Below are 20,532 nucleotides of genomic sequence, written 5' to 3'. Positions count from 1 at the left end.
CAGAAATTCGTTAAGATCAAAGTCACGGTCATCCATGGCAACAGATTACTTGACATCGTTGCAATTGCAACGATATTTGTCCCCATCGTCCCTGGAGGCTGAAAATGAATACTCAGACCGCCCCGCGCGACATGGTCCGCGCCGCGTCGAACATTGGCACGCATGACGGTTACATGCCCGGCTTTGGCAACGATTTTGAGACCGAGGCCCTGCCCGGCGCCCTGCCCCAAGGCATGAACTCGCCGCAGCGTTGTGAATACGGGCTTTATGCCGAGCAGCTCTCTGGCACCGCCTTCACCGCGCCCGGCCCTGAACGGACATGGTGCTACCGCATCCGGCCCAGCGTGAAGCACACGCACCGCTTCACCAAGATCGACCTGCCCTATTGGAAGAGCGCGCCATGCATTGACGACGAGATCATCTCGCTTGGTCAATACCGCTGGAACCCGATTGAGGCGAAACAGGGTCTAACCTGGCTGACCGGCATGCGCACGATGACCACTGCGGGCGACGTGAACACGCAAACCGGCATGGCCGCGCATATCTACCTGGTGACGCAGTCGATGGAGGACGAATATTTCTACTCTGCGGATAGCGAGATGCTGGTCGTGCCGCAGGAAGGCCGCCTGCGGTTCTATACCGAGCTGGGCATTATCGACCTGGAGCCGCAAGAGATCGCGATCTTGCCGCGCGGGCTGGTGTACCGCGTTGAGGTCGTCGAGGGCCCCTGCCGCGGGTTTATCTGCGAGAATTACGGCCAGAAGTTCGACCTGCCCGGCCGCGGCCCGATTGGCGCGAATTGCCTGGCCAATCCGCGCGATTTCAAGACCCCCGTCGCGGCGTTTGAGGACCGCGAGGTGCCCTCTACCGTCACCGTGAAATGGTGCGGCGGCTTCCACCAGACCCAAATCGGGCATTCGCCGCTGGACATCGTCGCCTGGCACGGCAATTACGCGCCCTGCAAATACGACCTGCGGACCTACTGCCCCGTGGGCTCGATCCTGTTCGATCACCCCGACCCGTCGATTTTTACCGTGCTCACCGCGCCCAGCGGGGTCGAGGGCACCGCCAATATCGACTTTGTGCTGTTCCGCGACCGCTGGATGGTGGCCGAGGACACGTTCCGCCCGCCCTGGTACCACAAGAACGTCATGTCCGAGCTGATGGGCAACATCTATGGCATCTACGACGCCAAGCCCGAGGGCTTTGTGCCCGGCGGGATGAGCCTGCACAACATGATGCTGCCGCATGGGCCGGACCGGGACGCTTTCGACAAGGCGACGACCTCGAACCTGGGGCCGGGCAAGCTGGAGAACACCATGTCCTTCATGTTCGAGACGCGGTTCCCGCAGCACCTAACCGAATTCGCCGCCAAAGAGGCCCCGCTGCAGGACGATTACATCGACTGTTGGGCGGATATAGAGAAGAAATTCGACGGCACGCCGGGGCGCAAATGAGGCTTTACACCTATTGGCGCTCGACCACATCGCTGCGGATCAGGGCCGCTTTGAACCTGAAAGGGATCGCCTATGAGCCCGTGCCCGTCGACCTGTTGAAGGGCGCGCAAAACACGGATGCCTTCGGCGAGATCAACCCGACCCACGGCGTGCCGGTGCTTGAGCTGGACGACGGCACCCGCCTGATGCAGAGCCACGCGATTGCCGAGTATCTCGACACTATCTCGCCTGAACCGCGCCTGTTTCCGGCCGATCCGCTGGAGCGCGCCAGGGTTCAGGCCGCGGCCCTCACCATCGCGATGGAGATCCATCCGGTGAACAACCTGCGCATTCTGGGCTACCTCAAGGGCAGGCTTGGGCATAGCCAGGACGAGGCCGTCACCTGGATGCAGCATTGGATGGCCGAGGGCTTTGCCGCGTTCCAAAGGATGATCGCGCCCGACACGCCATTCTGCTTTGGCGACGCGCCGACCTACGCCGATCTCTGCCTGGTGGGGCAAATGGTCAACGCGCGCCGCTGGGGCCTTGACCTTAGCCCCTTTGCGCGGCTTGCTGCCATCGACGCTCACGCGCAAACCTTGCCTGAAATTGCGGCTGCGATGCCCGAGAACCAACCGGATGCGACTTGAATGCCTTTGCTAAGATCCTGGATCGAGACGGCGAACTCCGCCGAGACTGAATTTCCGCTCAACAACCTGCCTTATGGCGTTTTCTCGGTAGGGGATGGTGATCTGCGCTGCGGCGTAGCCATCGGCGACCGCATCGTGGACGCCACGGGGCTGGAGGCCGCGGGTCTGCTGCGCGCGGACCCGGATGCGGACGTGCTGGACGCGCCCTTTTGGAACGACTTCATGGAGCTGGGGACGACCGTCTGGGCCAGCTACCGCGCCGCGCTGACCGAGATGCTGGCCGAGGGCGCCAGCGAGGACGCGCAGGACGCCATCACCACCTATTCGGTGCCAATGGCGGATGCGACCCTGCACATGCCCTTCCGCGTGGCCGAATACACCGACTTTTACGCGGGCCGGCATCACGCCACCAATGTCGGCACGATGTTCCGCGGCGCCGAGAACGCGCTGCCGCCGAACTGGCTGCATATTCCCATCGGGTACAACGGGCGGGCCTCGTCGGTGGTGGTCAGCGGCACCGAGGTGCGCCGCCCCTGGGGGCAGCTTAAGTCGCCCGACCACGAGGTGCCCGCCTTCCTGCCCTGCCGCCGCTTTGATATCGAGCTAGAGATGGGCGCGATTGTCGGCACCGGGTCGGATCGCCCGGTCAGCGTGGATGAGGCCGAGGATATGATCTTTGGCTACGTCCTGCTCAACGACTGGTCCGCGCGAGACATCCAGGCCTGGGAGTACCAGCCGCTTGGGCCGTTCCAGGCCAAGGCGACCGCGACCAGCATCAGCCCTTGGATCGTGACCAAGGCGGCGTTGGAGCCCTTCCGCACCTCGACGCCCGAGCGCGAGAAAGAGCTGCTGCCCTACCTAACCGAGAACAAGCCAGGACTTTACGACATCCCGCTTTCTGTCACGATTCAACCTGAAAACGGCTCTGAAACCGTGCTGGCGCAGACCAACTATTCCGAGATGTACTATTCCAGCGCCCAACAGCTTGCGCATCACACCACCGCCGGATCGCCGATGAACGCGGGCGACTTGCTTGGGTCCGGCACGATCTCTGGCCCGACCAAACCCGAGCGCGGCTCGCTGCTTGAACTCAGCTGGGGCGGCAAGGAACCCATCGAGATCGAAGGCGGAACACGGACTTTCATCGAGGACGGTGACACGCTGACCCTCAAAGGCGCCGCGCAAGGTGACGGCTTTCGGGTTGGTTTCGGTGACTGCACCGGCAAGGTGATCCCGGCGCTCGACGCATCAGACCTGCCCTACAAGACGGAAAGATAACATGGCCAAGGCATTCGCGTCCCAAGGGGACATGGCGGAAAAAGAGATCAGCTTTACCGAGATCGGCGAGGGGCTCTATGCCTTTACCGCCGAGGGCGACCCGAATTCGGGCGTGATCATCGGCGACGACTCGGTGATGATCATAGAGGGGCAAGCCACGCCGCGCCTGGCCCGCAAGGTGATCGAATGCGTGCGCTCGGTGACGGACAAGCCGATCACCCATCTGGTGCTGACGCATTACCACGCCGTGCGGGTGCTGGGGGCGAGCGCCTTTCAGGCGCCGCAGGTCATCATGTCGGAAAAGGCCCGCGCGATGGTCGTCGAGCGCGGGCAAGAGGACTGGGATAGCGAGTTCACCCGCTTCCCGCGCCTGTTCCAGGGGCACGAGGAAATCCCCGGGCTCACCTGGCCGACCACCACGTTCAACGGTCGCATGTCGGTCTATTTGGGGCAGCGTAGGGTCGATTTGATGCAAGTCGGGCGCGCGCATACGGCCGGTGACGCGGTGATCTATGTGCCGGATCAAAACGTGATGTTCACCGGCGATATCGTGGAATACAAATCCGCCTGCTATTGCGGCGACGGGCATTTCCACGACTGGCCGGGCACTCTGGACAATATCCGCAAATGGGATCTGGACGCGATCGCGCCGGGGCGGGGCGACGCTCTGGTCGGGACCGAGATGGTCAACGCCGCCCTGGATTCGACCGCCGATTTTGTGCGCTCGACCTATGCGCCCGCGGCGAAAGTTGCGCTTAAGGGCGGCTCGCTCAAGGACGCTTGGGACGCGGTGCGCGCGGAATGCGATCCGAAGTTCCACGACTACGCGATCTACGAGCACTGCCTGCCCTTCAACGTCGCCCGCGCCTATGACGAAGCCCGCGACATCGACACGCCGCGCATTTGGACCGCCGAGCGGGACGCGCAGATGTGGGAGGCGTTGCAGGGGTGAGAGCCATTCGCCTCATAGCGATCTGGTACGCGGTTTGGACGGTCGCGCCGACACCCATCATGCTGATCGGCTATCTGGTGACGTGATGCCCTATGACTACAAGCCCTTCCCCTATACCGCCCCGCCCGGCCTGACCGCGCCAGAGCCGCGCCACAAGGTGGTCATCGTCGGCGCCGGGCCAATTGGGCTGGCTTTGGCTTTGGAATTGGCGCAGCACGGCATGCGCTCGGTGGTGCTAGACGACAATGACGTGGTGAGCATCGGCAGCCGCGCGATCTGCTGGTCCAAACGCTCGCTGGAGATACTCGACCGGCTCGGCATCGGCGAGACATGCGCCGAAAAGGGTGTGACCTGGAAGATCGGGCGCACCTATCACGGCGACCGCGAGCTGTTTAACTTCGACCTGCTGCCGGAGGAGGGCCACAAGATGCCCGCCTTCGTGAACCTGCAGCAATATTATGTCGAGCAATTCCTGGCCGAGGCCGCTTTGGCGAGCGATCTGATCGAGCTGCGGTTCAAGAATAAAGTCTCTAACATTGCCCAAAACGGGGAATGCGTGACGGTTTCGGTGGACACGCCCGATGGGTCTTACCAAGTCGAGGCCGAGTATTTGGTCGCCTGCGACGGCGCGCGCTCTCCGATCCGGAATATGATGGGTCTGGATTTCGATGGCGAGCTGTTCGAAGAACGTTTTTTGATTGCCGATATCGAGATGCAGGCCGAGACCCCGCCCGAGCGGTGGTTCTGGTTCGAGCCCACGTTCCACCCCGGCCAATCCGCGCTGATGCACAAGCAGCCGGACAACATCTATCGCATTGACCTGCAGCTTGGCTGGGACGCCGATCCCGAGGCCGAGAAGCAGCCCGAGGTGGTGATCCCCCGCATCGAAAAGGTCGTAGGGCACGGTGATTTCCGGCTGGATTGGGTGAGCGTCTACAGTTTCCAATGCCGCCGCTTGGAGAGGTTCGTGCATAATAGGGTCGTTTTCGCCGGGGACAGCGCGCATGTGGTGTCGCCCTTCGGGGCTCGCGGCGGCAATGGCGGGATGCAGGATGTCGACGCCTTGGGCTGGCGGCTGGCGGGCTTAATGCGTGGCGACGCAGGCCTCGCGATCCTAGAGGATTACAACACCGAACGCGTGCACGGCGCCGATGAGAACATCTTTCACAGCGCCGGTGCGACCAAGTTCATGTCGCCCGCGGATGGTCCCGAGCGTGAAGAACGCGACCGCATCCTGGCACAGGCGGCGACCGATCCAGAGGCGCGCAGCCGGATCAACTCGGGGCGGTTATCGGTGCCCTGTGTCTACCCGCTGCAAGGCGCGCCGGATGGTGCAAATCTGCCCGATGCGACCCGTCCCGGCAGTGTCGCCCTGGATGCGCCGCAGGGCGACGGGTGGTTGCTGAACAGGCTGGGCGGCGGGATGAAGCTGCTGTGTATTGGGTGCTCGGTTGAGACTGATGTCGACACCGTATCGGCGGATCTCAACGATTTCGTCGCGCGGCGGTATCTTGGTGAGGCCAAGCAGGCCGTCTACCTCATCCGCCCGGATCAGGTGATCGCGGCGCGTTGGATCGACCCAAAACCAGCCGAGATCGACGCCGCCCTAGCCAGCATTTGGCGCTAGGGCGCGCCGCCCGGCCGCGTCCAGCACCCAACAATCGCGGCCCTCGAAGACTGCGACCGTCAGGGGCCGGCCGTAACCCGCGCCAGTGTCCAGGTTCACGCGGTTGCCGTAATGCGTCGCCCCATCCACCGGCGTGTGCCCGTGCACCACAAGCTTGCCGTGATCCATTGGGTCCACGTGAAAGGGCCCCCTGATCCACAGCAGGTCGTCTTCGGTTTGCTCCGCTAGAGCAAAGCCCGGGCGGATACCCGCATGGGCGAAGAACAGGTGCTCTGTCTCGATGGAGTTCTCCAGCATGCCTAGAAATGCCTGGTGATCCTCTGGGATCTTGCCGCGCTGCGCCCAGAGCTCATCCGGCGTCGCCTCATGCGGGTTCTCGAATCCATAGGAGGCCAGCGTGTCGCGGCCCCCCAAAGGCGCGTGTAGCCAGGTAAAATCCTTGCGCAAGACTGGATCCTGGACATGTGGGTCCGCCAGAAACATCGCGAACATGCGGTCATGGTTGCCGCGCACGCATCGCCAGGGCTGCCCCACCGCGATCCCCGCCATCAGATAGCGGATCACGCCCCGGCTGTCCGGGCCGCGATCCACGTAGTCGCCCAGATGCACCACCATGGCATCCGGGTCGCCGGTGCGGGCGCGGTCCTCTGCGATCCACGCATGGGCGGCACGAAGCATATCGAGCTGCCCATGGATGTCGCCGATCGCGTAGACGCGCATCTAGTTCACCTCGAACTGCAGCGTGCTGATCTGGGTAAAGAGGCCCGTCTTGGCCAGCTCGTCCAGCACCGGCGCGGGCGGCTCGTCATCGAGATACAGCAGCGCAATCGCCTCGCCACCCACATCCGCGCGGCCCAGGGTAAAGTTCGCGATGTTCACGCCGTTGCCCCCCATGGTCTGGCCCAGCGTGCCGATGATGCCCGGCACGTCCTCGTTCGTCGTATAGAGCATATGCGCGCCGATCTCTGCATCAATGTTGATGCCCTTGATCTGGATAAAGCGCGGCTTGCCGTCGCTGAACACGGTGCCGGCGATGGAGCGTTCGCGCTGATCCGTCACGACGGTGATCTTGATATAGGCGTCGAACACGCCGGTCTTGGGCTGCGTCGTGCGGCTGATCTTGATCCCGCGATCCGCGGCGATCACCGGCGCCGAGACCATGTTCACATCCGGGTTCACCGATTTCATCAGCCCTGCGATCACGGCGCAGTTCAAAGCGTCGAGGTTCATCTCGGCCACCGCGCCATCGTAGAGGATGTTCACGCCCTTCACCGGCTCGTCGGTGAGCTGGCCGACAAAGGCGCCCAGATGTCCGGCGAGCTTCACCCAGGGGCCCATAGTCTTGGCCTCTTCGGCGGTCACGGAGGGCATGTTGAGCGCGTTCTGCACCGCGCCGGTCAGCAGGTAGTCCGACATTTGCTCGGCCACCTGCAGCGCGACGTTCTCTTGCGCCTCGGTCGTGGCGGCACCCAGATGGGGCGTGCAGACGACGTTGGGAAGGTTGAACAGAGGGTTGTCGTTCGCGGGCTCGACGGCGAAGACGTCAAAGGCCGCACCCGCAACATGGCCGGATTGCAGCATCTCGGCGAGCGCTTCCTCGTCCACCAAGCCGCCACGGGCGCAGTTCACGATGCGCACGCCGGGCTTGGTCTTGGCCAGGTTCTCGCGGCTGAGGATGTTCCTGGTCGCGTCGATCAGCGGCACATGCAGCGAGATGAAATCGGCCCGCGCGAGCAATTCATCCAGCTCGACCTTCTGCACGCCCAGATCGTCGGCGCGCTCTTCGGACAGGAAGGGGTCATAGGCGACGACCTTCATCTCTAGCCCGCGGGCGCGGCGACAGACGATGCCGCCGATGTTGCCCGCGCCGATCACGCCAAGGGTCTTGCCCGTCAGCTCGACCCCCATAAACTTGGACTTCTCCCACTTTCCGGCATGTGTAGAGACGGAGGCCTCGGGGATTTGCCGCGCAACGGCGAACATCATCGCAATCGCATGCTCGGCGGTGGTGATCATGTTGCCGAAGGGCGTGTTCATCACGATCACGCCCTCTTTGGACGCCGCGACCTTGTCGACATTGTCGGTGCCGATCCCGGCGCGGCCGATCACCTTAAGGTTCGGGGCGTTTGCCAAGAGCTTTTCGGTGACCTTAGTGGCGGACCGGATGGCGAGACCGTCATAGTCGCCGATCACCTTGAGCAGCTCGACCTTGTCCTTGCCCAGCTCGGGGCGGAAATCGACGTCGATGCCGCGGTCGCGAAAGATCTGCACGGCGGTTTCGGAAAGCTTGTCAGAGACGAGTACTTTGGGGGCCATTTTGGCGCTCCTTCAAAGATGGAATTGGAATGTTTAGGCGGCTTGCGTTTGCGCGGCGATCTCGGCCTCAAAGGCCCATTCGATCCAGGGCATCAGAGCCTCAAGATCGCTGGCCTCGACCGTGCCGCCGCACCAAATGCGCAGGCCCGGAGGCGCGTCGCGATAGGCGCCGATGTCAAAGGCGACGCCCTCGGCCTCTAGCCGCTTGGCCACCGCCTTGGCGAAACCCGCGCCGTCCGCGATCCGCGCGTCGGTGAACTTCAGGCAGACGCCAGTGGTGGATTGCGTCGCCGGGTCCTCGGCGAGGTTTGCGATCCAGTCACGCGAAGCGACGAAGCGGTCGATCACCGCGGCATTCGCATCCGCGCGGGCGATCAGCCCCGGCAGCCCGCCGACGGACTGCGCCCAGGCGAGGCATTGCAAGTAATCCTCGACCGCCAGCATGGACGGGGTGTTGATCGTGGCGCCGGAAAAAACGCCGTCGATCAGCTTGCCGCCCTTGGTCAGGCGGAAGATCTTGGGCAGCGGCCAGAGCGGAGTGTAGCTTTCCAGCCGCTCCACCGCACGCGGGCTGAGGATCAGCATGCCATGCGCGGCCTCGCCGCCCAGCACCTTCTGCCAGCTGAACGTGGTCACATCCAGCTTGTCCCAGGGCAGGTCCATCGCGAAAGCCGCAGAGGTGGCATCGCAAAGCGTTAGGCCATCGCGATCCGCAGGGATCGCCGCCCCGTTCGGAAGGCGCACGCCGGAGGTGGTGCCGTTCCAGGTAAAGCAAACGTCAGAATCATAGTCTACACCGGCCATATCCACGATCTTGCCGTAGTCGGCGGTGGTCACCTTGGCGTCCAGCTTGAGCTGTTTCACCACATCGGTGACCCAGCCCGCACCGAAGCTTTCCCAAGCCAGCATCTCGACCGGGCGGTCGCCCAGCAGGTTCCACATCGCCATCTCGAACGCGCCGGTGTCCGAGGCCGGCACAATGCCGATCTTGTAATCCGCAGGCACGCCCAAGATCTCGCGCGTGGTCTCGATCGCGTCCTTGAGCTTGGCCTTACCAATCGCCGCGCGATGCGAACGGCCCAGCGCGGCATCCTTGAGCGTATCAAGCGTGAATGTGGGGGGTTTGGCACAGGGGCCAGAGGAAAAACGCGGATTAGCCGGCCGCGTCGCCGGAGTATTCGTTACCATCAGTGGTATCCTTACAGATATGCGCCCCTCGTTGGGGAGGGGTGTCCCACCACCGCGTTTACCAGACCCATTGGCTTTGACAACCGTCATTTTGTCGCTATAGCGCCGCTTGTTACCTCAAATGCGACCTGTCAGGATGCGTTCATGTTTGTGATCACACTCATTGCCGACCCGCAGCGGCGGAACCTTGACCCCGCGCTGCCGACGTCCCTGCGCAACGCCTGGGGCGGCGGGGACGTGACCTGGCTATCGCCGGACGAAGCGGCGGAGTTCCCAGTCGAACGACTTCCCGGCAACTTCTGGACCGCCTGGGAGGATTGCCGCGAGCTGGGCGTCGATATGGTGCCTGTTCCAGCCGAAAACCGGCGCAAGAGGCTTTTGCTCGCGGATATGGACTCGACCCTGATCCAGCAGGAATGCATTGACGAACTAGCAGCCGAAGCGGGGTTCGGCGAGCAAGTGAGCGCCATCACCGCGCGCGCCATGAACGGCGAGCTGGATTTCGAGCAGGCGATTGACGAAAGGGTCGGATTACTGGCGGGGTTGCCGGTGGATGTGATCACAAAGGTTCTGGCCGAGCGGATCACCTATATGCCCGGCGGCAAGACCCTGGTTGCAACCATGAAGGCCAGCGGCGCCTATTGCGCCTTGGTCTCTGGCGGGTTCACCGAGTTCACCGGCCCCGTGGCCACGCATCTAGGCATGGATGAGCATCGCGCGAACGTGCTTTTGCGGGACGGGGCTGTGCTGAGCGGGGCTGTGCAGCACCCGATTCTCGGGCGCGCGGCGAAGGTTGAGGCTCTGGACCAGATCTCGGCCAAACAAGGCATCACTGTGCAGGACGCCATCGCCGTTGGTGACGGCGCCAATGATCTGGGCATGCTGGGGCGCGCCGGAATGGGCGTGGCCTTGCACGCGAAACCCGCCGTCGCGGCGCAATGCGATATCCGCATCAACTACGGCGATCTGACGGCGCTCTTGTATCTACAGGGCTATAACAGAGACGAATTCTCCTAAAAACCCGCCGCGGGGTGCACGTAGCCGGTCATGATCCCGTTGCGGTTTCGGATCTCAGCATTGCGGCGTTTCAGCACAAGCGGGTCGTCAGGCTCCACCACGCCAAGCCGCACCAGGATCGACGCAATCGCGCATTCGCTGCCGCGCGAGGTGCCGTCTTCGATCTTCAGCGCCACGCCGAGCCGTTTCTCGGGCAGGATCGCAACATACATCGCCTCGGCCCCGCCCTTGATGGCGGCCTTGCCCTTGGCGGCGCGCATCAGCTCGGTGCAGGCGCGGCCCTCGCCGGCGACAAGCTCGGGGTGCAGCATCATCGCCTCGCGCAGGCGGCGCATCGCGCGGGACCGCGCGTCGTCGCCATCCGCGCTGGCAAAGCGCGCCGCGGCGCGGGCGAGACCATGCAAAGAGGTGGCAAAATTCGGGGCAGAGCAGCCATCGATGCCATAGCCGGGGCTTGTCTCGTCCGTGCACTCCTCAAAGGCGGCGCGGATCATTTTCTGCAGCGGGTGGTCCGCCTCGATATACTCGGGCCCGCCGCGAATATGCTGGTTTAGAGACAGAAACCCCGAGTGCTTGCCCGAGCAGTTATTGTGGATCTGGCAGGGCTCTTCGCCCGCGCGGACCATCGCCAATCGCGCATCCATATCGCCGGGGCTCTGCGGGCCGCAGCGGAAATCGTCATCGCTGAGCCCCAGGTCACGCAACCAGAGCGCCACGCGGTCCGTATGGATCGCCGCGGCGTTGTGCGAGGCGCAGGACAGCGCAAGTTGCTCGGCCGTCAGGCCCAGCGCATCCGCGGCTCCGCTTTCCACCAAGGGCAGCGCCTGGACCATCTTGCAGGACGACCGCGGCAGGATGATTTTCTGCGGATCGCCCCAGGCCTCGACGATCTCTCCGCGCTCGTCGCACACCACTGCGTGACCGCGATGCACGGATTCAAGGAACTCACCGCGCCATAGCTCGACCATTGGAATAGCATCTTGCATCCGCGTCTCCCTGAGTCTGCGCGATTTTCTGCCAAGAGGGCTTTGAAACATCGGCATAGTTCCGTTAAACTAGGTAAAGCTGATTGAAAACCGCAAGCTTGCTCGAAAAGGTCGCACGAGATTGACCGTGAGCAGGGAAGAGGCAGTGGCGACCGGAGGCCCAATAACGATGCAGATGTCAATTTTCCGCGGAGCGTTTGCCGCAGTATTCTGCCTCGCCGCTACGGCGGCGGGCGCGCAGGAATCCAACAATCGAGTGGCCGCGCACACCGATTGGAGCGTGTTTGAAGCAGGCGACCCGGCGCAATGCTGGTCCGTTTCAGCGCCCAAGGAAGTGGTGAACACACGCGAGGGGCGCCCCGTGGAGGTGAACCGCAGCGCGACGTTGCTTTTCGTGTCCTATATCCCAAGCTCCAGCGTGGCCGGCCAGGTGTCGTTCACCGGCGGCTACCCGTTCCGGCCGGATTCGACGGTGACGCTGGATGTGGGCGGAACCAAGTTCGAGTTGTTCACCGAAGGCGAGATGGCCTGGTCCGCATCGGATGCAGACGACGCAAAGATCATCACTGCGATGAAGCGCGGCTCTGAGGCGGTTCTTACGGGCATCTCCTCTCGCGGGACACAAACGCAAGACACGTTCTCGCTGTTTGGGTTCACCGCCGCGGTCGAAGAAGCCGAAAAAAGGTGCAGCAGCTAGCGCCCGTGCAACAGCTGACACGGCGGGTCACCTCTGCCCAAGAGACCACGGACATCGCGCAGCGGCTTGCGCCGCTTCTAGGGAATGGCGACACGATCTTGCTGTCGGGCGATTTGGGCGCCGGCAAGAGCCACTTTGCGCGCAGCCTCATTCAGGCGCGCATGGCCGCCATGGGTGCAATCGAAGACGTGCCGTCTCCGACTTTCACTTTGGTGCAGAGCTACGCGCTGCCTGACATTGAGATTTGGCATGCCGATCTCTACCGGCTTAGCGACCCCGATGAGGTGCTTGATCTGGGCCTGGAGGACGCTTTGATGACGGCGCTGTGCCTGATCGAGTGGCCGGACCGCCTGGATCCAGCGCTTGTTAAGGGCGCCGCGACGCTTGAGCTGCGGATGACAGAGCATCCCGGCGAAAGGGATATGCGCGTTTTGGCCGGGGACCCCAGATGGTTGGAAATGTTCCGGGTGGCCTTTGATGGATGAGCGACTGCAACGCGCTAAGTCGTTCCTAAATTCCACCGATTGGGCCGGTATAGAGCCTGTTTCCATGGCGGAAGACGCCTCTACCCGCCGGTATTTCCGGCTGACACACAAAAACGGCCAAACCGCGGTTTTGATGGATGCGGCACCGGAGGCCGGGCAAGACACAGCAATCTTCGCGCGCCTGGGCGCTGATCTGAACGGCAGGGGGCTAAGCGCCCCGCGCGTCTTGGCCGAGGACCATGCGCTGGGCTTTCTTCTGCTTGAGGATCTTGGCGACGGGCTGATCGCGCAGCTTGTCGAAGAGCGCCTGGAACAAGAGACACCTTTATACGCCGCGGCCGTCGACGTGCTGATCGCGCTCGATGGGCAAGCGCCGCCACCGGGGTTGCCTGCGCTGGACCCCGCGACGCTCGGCGACATGATAGAGCCCGCCTACACTTGGTACCGGCGCGCGGTCGCTGGCGCGCCCGGCGGCTTGCTAAGTGCCGCAAGTGGTGAGGTGAAGGCGGTTTTTCAGGATCTACCGAACGGGATCTTCGCGCTGCGCGACTATCACGCCGAGAACTTGATCTGGCTCCCGGATCGGACCGGCAATGCGCGCGTAGGACTGCTGGATTTTCAGGACGCCGTGTGTGGTCCGGTCGCCTATGACCTGGCGTCGCTGCTTTTGGATGCGCGGCGCGACGTCTCGCGCGCGGTCATCGAGGCGATGCTGGACCGCTTCGCAACCGGGACCAATCGGGACAAGGACACCGTGCGCACCGCCTTCGCGGCGGTCGGCGTGCAGCGGAACCTTCGAATCCTGGGCGTTTTCACGCGCCTAGCCCTGCTGCACGGCAAGCCGCGATATTTGGATTTTCTTCCACGCGTATGGCGATATGTTGAGAGCAACTTGCGACACCCGGCCCTGGCAGGACTAGCGGCGCGCGTCCTAGACGACCTGCCGGTCCCCACCGACACCGTGATAGAGGATCTCAAACGCCAATGCGACGCGGCCCGACAGGTGTGATGATTTTTGCCGCGGGGCGGGGCACCCGCATGGCACCGCTCACCGATACGCGCCCGAAGCCGTTGATCGAGGTTGCCGGGCAGGCGCTGCTGGACCACGCGCTGGCATTGACCACGCCGGGCGACCAGGTCGTGGTGAACACCCACTACCTTGCGCCCATGGTCGAGGCCCATCTGAACGGCAGCGGCGCAAGCACTGTCTTTGAGGAGGTCTTGCTTGAAACCGGGGGCGGGCTGCGCCACGCCTTGCCGCAATTCCCCAAGGGGCCTGTGATCACGCTGAACTCAGATGCCGTTTGGCAGGGGCCAAATGTGCTAGAGCTTCTGCGCGCGGCGTGGCAGCCGGACAAAATGGATGCGCTTTTGGCTGTGATAGAGCCTGAACGAGCGATGGGTCACCGCGGTGCCGGTGACTTTGGACTCGGCGCGGATGGGCGACTTAGGCGCGGGCCCGGGACGGTTTATGTCGGCGCTCAGATCCTTAAGACGGACAGTCTGGAGCTGGTCAAGGACGAGGTTTTCTCGCTGAACCTCATCTGGGACCGGATGCTGTCGGAGGATCGCCTTTATGGCATGAGCTATCCGGGGAAATGGTGCGATGTCGGCCAGCCCGAGAGCATCGCACTGGCAAAGGATATGCTGGGTGTTTGAGCCAACCGACACACCGCGCGTCTTTGGCGTACCGCCCGGCGAGGATTTCCCCGCCGCCCTCTTGAAGGGCCTGCGCGACCGGATGGTCGGCCTGCCGCCCGAGGCCTGGCCCGATGTCGAGATCTACGTCAACACGCGGCGCATGCAGCGCCGTTTGAAGGCGCTGTTTGACGCTGGCGGGGCCACCCTTTTGCCGCGCATCCGGCTGATCACCGATTTCGCCCGCGACGTGCGGTTCCCGGACATCCCGCCAATGGTGCCCGCGCTGCGACGTAAGCTTGAACTGGCACAGCTTGTCTCGAAACTGATCGAACGCGAGCCCGACCTGGCGCCGCGCACCGCAATCTACGACCTGGCGGACAGCCTGTCGGCCCTGATGGACGAGATGCAGTCGGAAGGCGTCGATGTCGGCGTTTTGGAGCGGCTGGATATCGCAGAGGTCTCTGGACATTGGCAGCGGAGCCTCAAATTCATCTCGCTGATTCAACCGCTCTTTGATGACGAGGCGCCCACGCCGGAGACACGGCAACGGATGGTGATCAAGGCGGTTAAGGCCCGCTGGTCAGCGGCGCCACCGTCGCATCCGGTCATTGTCGCGGGCTCTACCGGCTCGCGCGGGTCCACCGCAGAACTCATGCGCGCGGTCTGCGATCTGTCGCAGGGCGCGCTGGTTCTGCCGGGTTTCGACTTTGATATGCCGCATAGCGCCTGGTCGCAGCTGGACAGCGCCATCACCGGCGAGGATCACCCGCAGTTTCGCTTTGGGAAGCTGGCCCGTTCGATTGGGATCGACCCGAGGGCTATTGGGTGCTGGTCGGGCGAGGACGTCTCGACACCGCGAAGCAAGCTGGTTTCGCTTGCGCTGCGGCCCGCGCCGGTCACGGATCAATGGCTTGTCGAGGGGCCAAAGCTGGAACACCTGGACGCAGCGACCGCTGATGTGTCGCTGATCGAGGCGCCCTCTGCCCGGATCGAGGCGCTCTCGATCGCGCTGGCCCTGCGGGACGCCCATGAACGCGGCAAGACCGCGGCGCTGATCACGCCCGACCGCACGCTGACACGGCAGGTCACCGCCGCCCTGGATCGGTGGCGGATCGTACCCGATGACAGCGCCGGGCAGCCATTGGCCTTGTCTCCACCCGGGCGTTTGCTTCGGCAGGTTTCGTCTCTGATCCAGCGGAAAGTGACCGGGGACACGTTCCTGGCCTTGCTGAAGCATCCGCTTGTGGCGACCGGTGATGGCAGCCGCGGCGGGCATCTATTGCAGACGCGCGAGTTCGAGCTTTGGCTGCGTCGCCGCGGCCCGGCCTATATCACGCGGCGGGATCTTGAAGCATGGGCCGCGGGCGGTGACGAGGACAGGACCAATTGGGTCGCATGGATCGGCGGCGTGCTGGATGCGCTTCAGCAGCCGGATGGCAGCAGCCTGGACGCCCGCCTTGACCATCACATTGCGACGACCGAGCGCCTTTGCGCCGGGCCGGGCGCCATGGGGTCCGGCGCGCTATGGCTGGAGGCCGCGGGCGTCGCCGCCCTGGATCTGGTTGAATCGCTGCGGTCCGAGGCCGGCTATGGCGGCACCCTAGACGCCGACGAATACACCGCGCTGTTCCGGGGCGTCCTAAACCAAGGCGAGGTGCGCAGCGCAATCCTGGCGCATCCCGACCTGATGATCTGGGGCACGCTCGAGGCCCGGGTGCAGGGCGCCGACCTGGTCATCCTTGGCGGGCTGAACGAGGGAACATGGCCGCAGCCCGCGCGCCCGGATCCCTGGCTGAACCGCGTCCTGCGGCATCAGGCGGGCATGCTGCTGCCGGAACGCGAGATTGGCCTGTCGGCGCATGATTTTCAGCAGGCCGTGTGCGGCCAACGCGTGATCATAAGCCGATCAATCCGCGATGCCGAGGCGCAGACCGTGCCTTCGCGCTGGCTCAACCGGCTGATGAACCTGCTGAGCGGTCTTGGGGACACTGGCAAGTCCGCCCTGAAAGGCATGCAAGACCGCGGTTCGGAATGGGTCCGACTGGCCGAGAACCTCGGAACGCCCACGCAGCACGCCGTCGCGCCCGCGCCGCGTCCTTCGCCAAGGCCACCGGTGGAAGACCGCCCCAGCGAGATCTCTATCACCGAAGTCCAACGCCTGATCCGCGATCCATATGCCGTTTACGCCAGGCGCATCCTGGGGCTGCGGCCGCTGGATCCGCTGCGGCAATCCCCCGACGCGGCGATGCGCGGCACGGTTTTGCACGAGGTGTTCGAGCGTTTCATTTCCGCTCCGCTTTCCGGGTCGCTTGCGGATGACCGCGTCGCGCTTTTGTCCATCGCCGGCGCGGTGCTTGAGAAACGGGTCGGATGGCCCGCGGCCCGACGGCTATGGATGGCGCGGGTGGCCGGCTTGGCAGACTGGTTCGTCGCGGGCGAGTACCAGCGCCGCACACAGCGGGACCCGATTGCCCTAGAGAAAGACGGGCATTTCGACCTGGCAGACATCGGCATGCGCCTCTATGGCAAGATTGACCGGATTGATCGCGGGGCGAGCGGCGATCTTGCGGCCTATGACTACAAGACCGGCCAGATCCCCACGGCGAAAGTGCAGGAGCATTTTGACAAGCAGCTGCTTTTGTCCGCGCTGATCGCCGAGCGCGGAGAGATCATGGACGTCCCCAGAGGCCCCGTTTGCGAAGTCGGGTATATCGGGTTGGGGACAAGCCCCAAATTCGACCCCGTAGAGGCGAATTCGGGCGACTTAGACACTGTTCTGATCGGGCTGCGGCGGCTTTTGGCAGCCTTCCAGGACCGGTCGCGGGGGTACAGCTCTCGCCGCGCCGTGAACCGCCAATCCGTGCAGGGCGACTACGATCACCTTGCGCGGTTCGGTGAGTGGGACGAAAGCCACCCGCCGCAAAACGAGGATGTCGGGTGATGGACGCAGCGACCCTCAGACAAGTGCAGGCGGCCGAGCCCGCCACCTCGACCTGGCTTTCGGCCAACGCGGGATCCGGCAAAACGCGGGTGCTGACCGACCGGGTTGCGCGGCTCTTGTTAGAGGGCGTTCAACCGCAGAACATCCTGTGCCTGACCTATACCAAGGCCGCCGCGTCAGAGATGCAGAACCGTCTGTTCAAGCGTCTTGGCGATTGGTCCATGCGCGACGATGACTCGCTGGCCGCAGAGCTGCAAACGCTGGGCGTTGCGGCGGATGGGCGTCTCAGCGATGCCCGCAGGCTTTTCGCGCGCGCCATTGAGACGCCCGGCGGGCTGCGCATTCAAACCATCCACTCTTTTTGCGCGGGGCTATTGCGGCGGTTTCCTCTGGAGGCCGAGATCTCGCCCAACTTCATGGAGATCGACGAGCGCACCGCGCGTTTGCTGCAAGACAAGGTCGCGGAAGACCTCGCCGAGCGATCCGGCCAGGCGTTCGACGACTTGGCGCGGCACCTGGGCGGCGGCGAGCTTGGCGGTATTCTGCAGGCGATCCTGAACGATCGCGAGATGTTTCACACCCCAGCGGAGCTTGGCGATCTTTTGCAGGCCGTCGGCCTGCCGCGCGATTTCTCTGATGCAGCGCTTTTGAGGGAATGCTTCACCGGGCAAGAACCTCTCTTCATGCCCAAGGTCATGCGCGCTCTGTCCGAGGGCAGCAGCACAGACATCAAGGCGGGGCAGAAGCTGGCGGGGATCGACTGGGCGCAGCCGGGCATCGACGACATCAAAATGCTGGCGGGTGTCTTCCTTTACGGGGAATCGGCCAAGTCCCCGTTTGGCGCGAAACTGGACCGGTTTCCGACCAAGGCCTGTCGCGAAGGCCTTGGCGCCGCGCTAGAGCCATTGCAGCAGTTCATGCAGCGGATCGAAGCGGCCAGGGATCGGCGGAACTGTCTCTATTCCGCCCAAAAGTCCGCCTGCTTGCACCGCTTCGCGGCGCAGTTCCTGGGGCTATATTCCGCCGAAAAGCAGCGGATGGGCTGGCTCGATTTCGACGATCTCATCCTCAAATGCCGCGCCTTGTTGTCAAATGACGCGGTGGCCTCGTGGGTGCTCTACCGGTTGGACGGCGGGTTGGATCACATCCTGGTGGACGAGGCCCAGGATACCAGCCCGGCGCAGTGGCAGGTCATCGAGCGCCTGGCACAAGAGTTCACCGCCGGGCTTGGCGCCCGCGACGATGTGCTTCGCACGATCTTTGTGGTGGGCGACAAAAAGCAGTCGATCTATTCCTTCCAAGGCGCCGATCCGCGCGAATTCGACCGCATGCAGGCCCAGTTTGGCGAGAAACTGGCGCAGATCGAGGCCCCGTTTCAGCCGCTGGAGCTAGAGCATTCCTTCCGCTCGTCGGACGCGATCCTGCGGTTTGTCGACCGGGCCGTCACGATTGACGGGATGCGCCACCGCGCCTTCCACCAATCGCATGCCGGGCGCGTGGACCTGTGGCCGGTGGTGCCCAAGACCGAAGAGCCCGAAAAGAAGGAATGGTACGACCCGGTTGATATCGTCGCCGAGAACCATCACGACGTGATCCTCGCCCAGCGCGTGGCCGAGTTCATGGCCCAGCAGATCGGCAAGCAGACGCTGCCGACACGCGAGGGCGGGCAGAGGCTCATCAGGGCCTCGGACTTTTTGATCCTGGTCCGGCGGCGGTCCAACCTGTTCGAAGAGGTCATCCGCGCCTGCAAGCGCTATGACCTGCCCGTGGCGGGCGCGGATCGGCTAAAGCTTGGCGCCGAGATGGCCGTGAAAGACCTGTCGGCGCTGATGGCCTTTCTCGCCACGCCAGAGGATGACCTGTCCCTGGCCGCCGCGCTAAAGTCTCCGCTTTTTGGCTGGGACGAGGCGACGCTTTATGAGCTCGCCGCAAATCGGGGCCAAACCTATCTGTGGCAAGAGCTGCGCAGCCGCCGCGAGGATTTTGCCGATACCGTCGCGATGCTGGACGATCTACGCGGCGCGGCGGATTTCTTGCGGCCATACGATCTGATCGAGCGCATCCTGACGCGGCACGAGGGCCGCAGGAAGCTTCTTGGTCGGCTCGGGCAAGAGGCAGAGGACGGCATTGACGCCCTTCTATCGCAATCGCTTTTCTACGAACAGGCCGAGGTCCCAAGCCTGACCGGGTTCATCAGTTGGATGCAGACCGACGAGGTCGAAGTCAAACGGCAGCTCGACACCGCCGGGGATCAGATACGCGTGATGACCGTGCATGGTGCGAAGGGGCTTGAATCGCCCATCGTCATCCTGCCCGACACCAACAAGCGGGACCTTCAGGCGCGCGACCAGATCGTGCCGGTCGAGGGTCACGCCTTTTGGAAAGTACCCGCACCGGAACGCCCGGACGGCATGAATTCGGCTCTAACGCGGCGGAAAGCGCGCGAGTTGGAAGAGCAGGAGAGGTTGTTTTATGTGGCCGCCACCCGCGCGGAAACCTGGCTGGTGATTGCTGCGGCCGGGGAAGTGGGCGAGGCGGCGGAGTCTTGGTACGCCAAGTCCAAGGAGTGCCTGTCAGACCTCGGGGCGGTCGATACCGAGCACGGGCTAAGATACGAGCCGCTGGGCTGGGCGCAAGGCGAACTTGAGCAGCCCAAACAGCCCGCAGATCTGGACACCACCATCCCAATTTGGGCATCGCAGGTCGCGGACACCCCTGCGCGACCAGAGGAACCCCTTGCGCCCTCGGGGCTGGGCGGCGCCAAAGCAATCGGCGGGCTGGGCGGCCAAGACGAGGAAACCGCGCTGCGCCACGGTTCCATGGTCCACCGCTTGCTAGAGGTCCTGCCTGAATGCGAGCCGGGGCATTCAGAGGCCGTGGCGCAACAGCTTTTGTCCGCAGAATTCGCCGACGCGCCCCAAACGGACGCGATTCGTGAGGCTATGGCCGTGCTGCAAGATCCCGCGCTTTCTCATCTCTTTGTCGCCGGAACCCAGTCCGAAGTTGACCTGACGGCGTCAATTGCCGCTTTGAACGGCAGGCGCGTTGCAGGTGTGGTGGATAAGCTGGTCGTCACCGGCAGCAAAGTTCTGGCCGTCGATTACAAGACCAACGCGGTTGTGCCGGGCAGCCCCGCCGAAGTGCCAGAGGGCATCTTGCGCCAGATGGGCGCCTACCTTGCTGCTTTGGAACAGATTTTCCCCGACAAACCGGTGGAGCTGGCGATCCTGTGGACGCGCAACGCATGCCTCATGCCGCTCTCACACGACATCGTGAGGAATGCTTTGTCCAGAGCGACTACATCTTGACGCGCCAGCA

Annotated in this window: 16 protein-coding genes; 12 read left to right on the top strand and 4 right to left on the bottom strand. The window is 63.7% G+C overall.

What is annotated here, in order from left to right:
• The first annotated feature begins 104 nt into the window (after positions 1 to 104).
• The 5 genes from hmgA (at position 105) to AIOL_RS19305 (ending at position 5,943) form a co-directional block, all read left to right on the top strand.
• Entirely contained in the window at positions 105 to 1,457 is a 1,353-nt protein-coding gene (hmgA, locus tag AIOL_RS19325) for a homogentisate 1,2-dioxygenase (protein ID WP_049644485.1), read from the top strand.
• Positions 1,454 to 2,086, top strand: coding sequence for a maleylacetoacetate isomerase (gene maiA, locus AIOL_RS19320; RefSeq protein ID WP_049644484.1), 633 nt, complete (start codon positions 1,454 to 1,456; stop codon positions 2,084 to 2,086). Before hmgA ends, maiA begins: the two co-directional genes overlap by 4 nt.
• A complete protein-coding gene (fahA, locus tag AIOL_RS19315) occupies positions 2,087 to 3,364 on the top strand; it encodes a fumarylacetoacetase (RefSeq protein WP_049644483.1) in 1,278 nt (425 codons plus the stop codon).
• Between the two features lies 1 nt (position 3,365).
• Entirely contained in the window at positions 3,366 to 4,316 is a 951-nt protein-coding gene (locus AIOL_RS19310; protein ID WP_049644482.1) for an MBL fold metallo-hydrolase, read from the top strand.
• Positions 4,317 to 4,401: 85 nt separating this feature from the next.
• Entirely contained in the window at positions 4,402 to 5,943 is a 1,542-nt protein-coding gene (locus AIOL_RS19305) for an FAD-dependent oxidoreductase (protein WP_049644481.1), read from the top strand.
• On the opposite strand, the gene AIOL_RS19300 is transcribed toward AIOL_RS19305, so the two are convergent.
• Genes AIOL_RS19300 through AIOL_RS19290 form a run of 3 tightly spaced genes read right to left on the bottom strand, consistent with a single transcriptional unit; the run spans position 5,923 to position 9,447 of the window.
• Complete coding sequence (locus tag AIOL_RS19300; protein WP_049644480.1) at positions 5,923 to 6,663, bottom strand: metallophosphoesterase family protein; 741 nt, start codon at positions 6,661 to 6,663, stop codon at positions 5,923 to 5,925. The genes AIOL_RS19305 and AIOL_RS19300 overlap by 21 nt on opposite strands.
• A complete protein-coding gene (gene serA, locus AIOL_RS19295) occupies positions 6,664 to 8,259 on the bottom strand; it encodes a phosphoglycerate dehydrogenase (RefSeq protein WP_049644479.1) in 1,596 nt (531 codons plus the stop codon).
• 33 nt (positions 8,260 to 8,292) lie between these two features.
• Positions 8,293 to 9,447: a phosphoserine transaminase gene (locus AIOL_RS19290; RefSeq protein ID WP_049644478.1), complete on the bottom strand. Its 1,155-nt coding sequence runs from the start codon at positions 9,445 to 9,447 to the stop codon at positions 8,293 to 8,295.
• Positions 9,448 to 9,591: 144 nt separating this feature from the next.
• On the opposite strand from AIOL_RS19290, the gene serB reads away from it, so the two are divergent.
• Positions 9,592 to 10,464, top strand: a complete 873-nt coding sequence (serB, locus tag AIOL_RS19285; protein WP_049644477.1) for a phosphoserine phosphatase SerB — start codon at positions 9,592 to 9,594, stop codon at positions 10,462 to 10,464.
• Here serB and AIOL_RS19280 read toward each other — a convergent pair.
• On the bottom strand, positions 10,461 to 11,450 hold the full coding sequence (locus tag AIOL_RS19280; protein ID WP_049644476.1) for an asparaginase: 990 nt from the start codon (positions 11,448 to 11,450) through the stop codon (positions 10,461 to 10,463). The genes serB and AIOL_RS19280 overlap by 4 nt on opposite strands.
• 169 nt (positions 11,451 to 11,619) lie before the next feature.
• Between AIOL_RS19280 and AIOL_RS19275 the strand changes: the two genes are divergently transcribed.
• From AIOL_RS19275 to addA, 6 genes are all read left to right on the top strand, one after another.
• Positions 11,620 to 12,147, top strand: a complete 528-nt coding sequence (locus AIOL_RS19275) for an invasion associated locus B family protein (RefSeq protein WP_049644475.1) — start codon at positions 11,620 to 11,622, stop codon at positions 12,145 to 12,147.
• Between the two features lie 5 nt (positions 12,148 to 12,152).
• A complete protein-coding gene (gene tsaE / locus AIOL_RS19270) occupies positions 12,153 to 12,632 on the top strand; it encodes a tRNA (adenosine(37)-N6)-threonylcarbamoyltransferase complex ATPase subunit type 1 TsaE (protein WP_049645554.1) in 480 nt (159 codons plus the stop codon).
• Between the two features lie 64 nt (positions 12,633 to 12,696).
• Positions 12,697 to 13,641 carry an aminoglycoside phosphotransferase family protein gene (locus AIOL_RS19265; protein ID WP_049644474.1) on the top strand — a complete coding sequence of 315 codons (945 nt, stop codon included), beginning with the start codon at positions 12,697 to 12,699 and terminating at the stop codon, positions 13,639 to 13,641.
• On the top strand, positions 13,617 to 14,291 hold the full coding sequence (locus tag AIOL_RS19260) for a nucleotidyltransferase family protein (protein WP_049644473.1): 675 nt from the start codon (positions 13,617 to 13,619) through the stop codon (positions 14,289 to 14,291). The genes AIOL_RS19265 and AIOL_RS19260 overlap by 25 nt, the downstream gene beginning before the upstream one ends.
• The gene (addB, locus tag AIOL_RS19255) at positions 14,284 to 17,214 is read left to right on the top strand and encodes a double-strand break repair protein AddB (protein WP_049644472.1); all 2,931 of its coding nucleotides are present in this window, start codon (positions 14,284 to 14,286) and stop codon (positions 17,212 to 17,214) included. Before AIOL_RS19260 ends, addB begins: the two co-directional genes overlap by 8 nt.
• The gene (gene addA, locus AIOL_RS19250; RefSeq protein WP_049644471.1) at positions 17,214 to 20,522 is read left to right on the top strand and encodes a double-strand break repair helicase AddA; all 3,309 of its coding nucleotides are present in this window, start codon (positions 17,214 to 17,216) and stop codon (positions 20,520 to 20,522) included. Before addB ends, addA begins: the two co-directional genes overlap by 1 nt.
• The last annotated feature ends 10 nt before the right edge of the window (positions 20,523 to 20,532 follow it).

This window comes from Candidatus Rhodobacter oscarellae, from assembly GCF_001078595.1.
Taxonomy (GTDB): domain Bacteria; phylum Pseudomonadota; class Alphaproteobacteria; order Rhodobacterales; family Rhodobacteraceae; genus Rhodobacter_B; species Rhodobacter_B oscarellae.
This window is presented reverse-complemented; position numbering and strand designations above follow the sequence as displayed.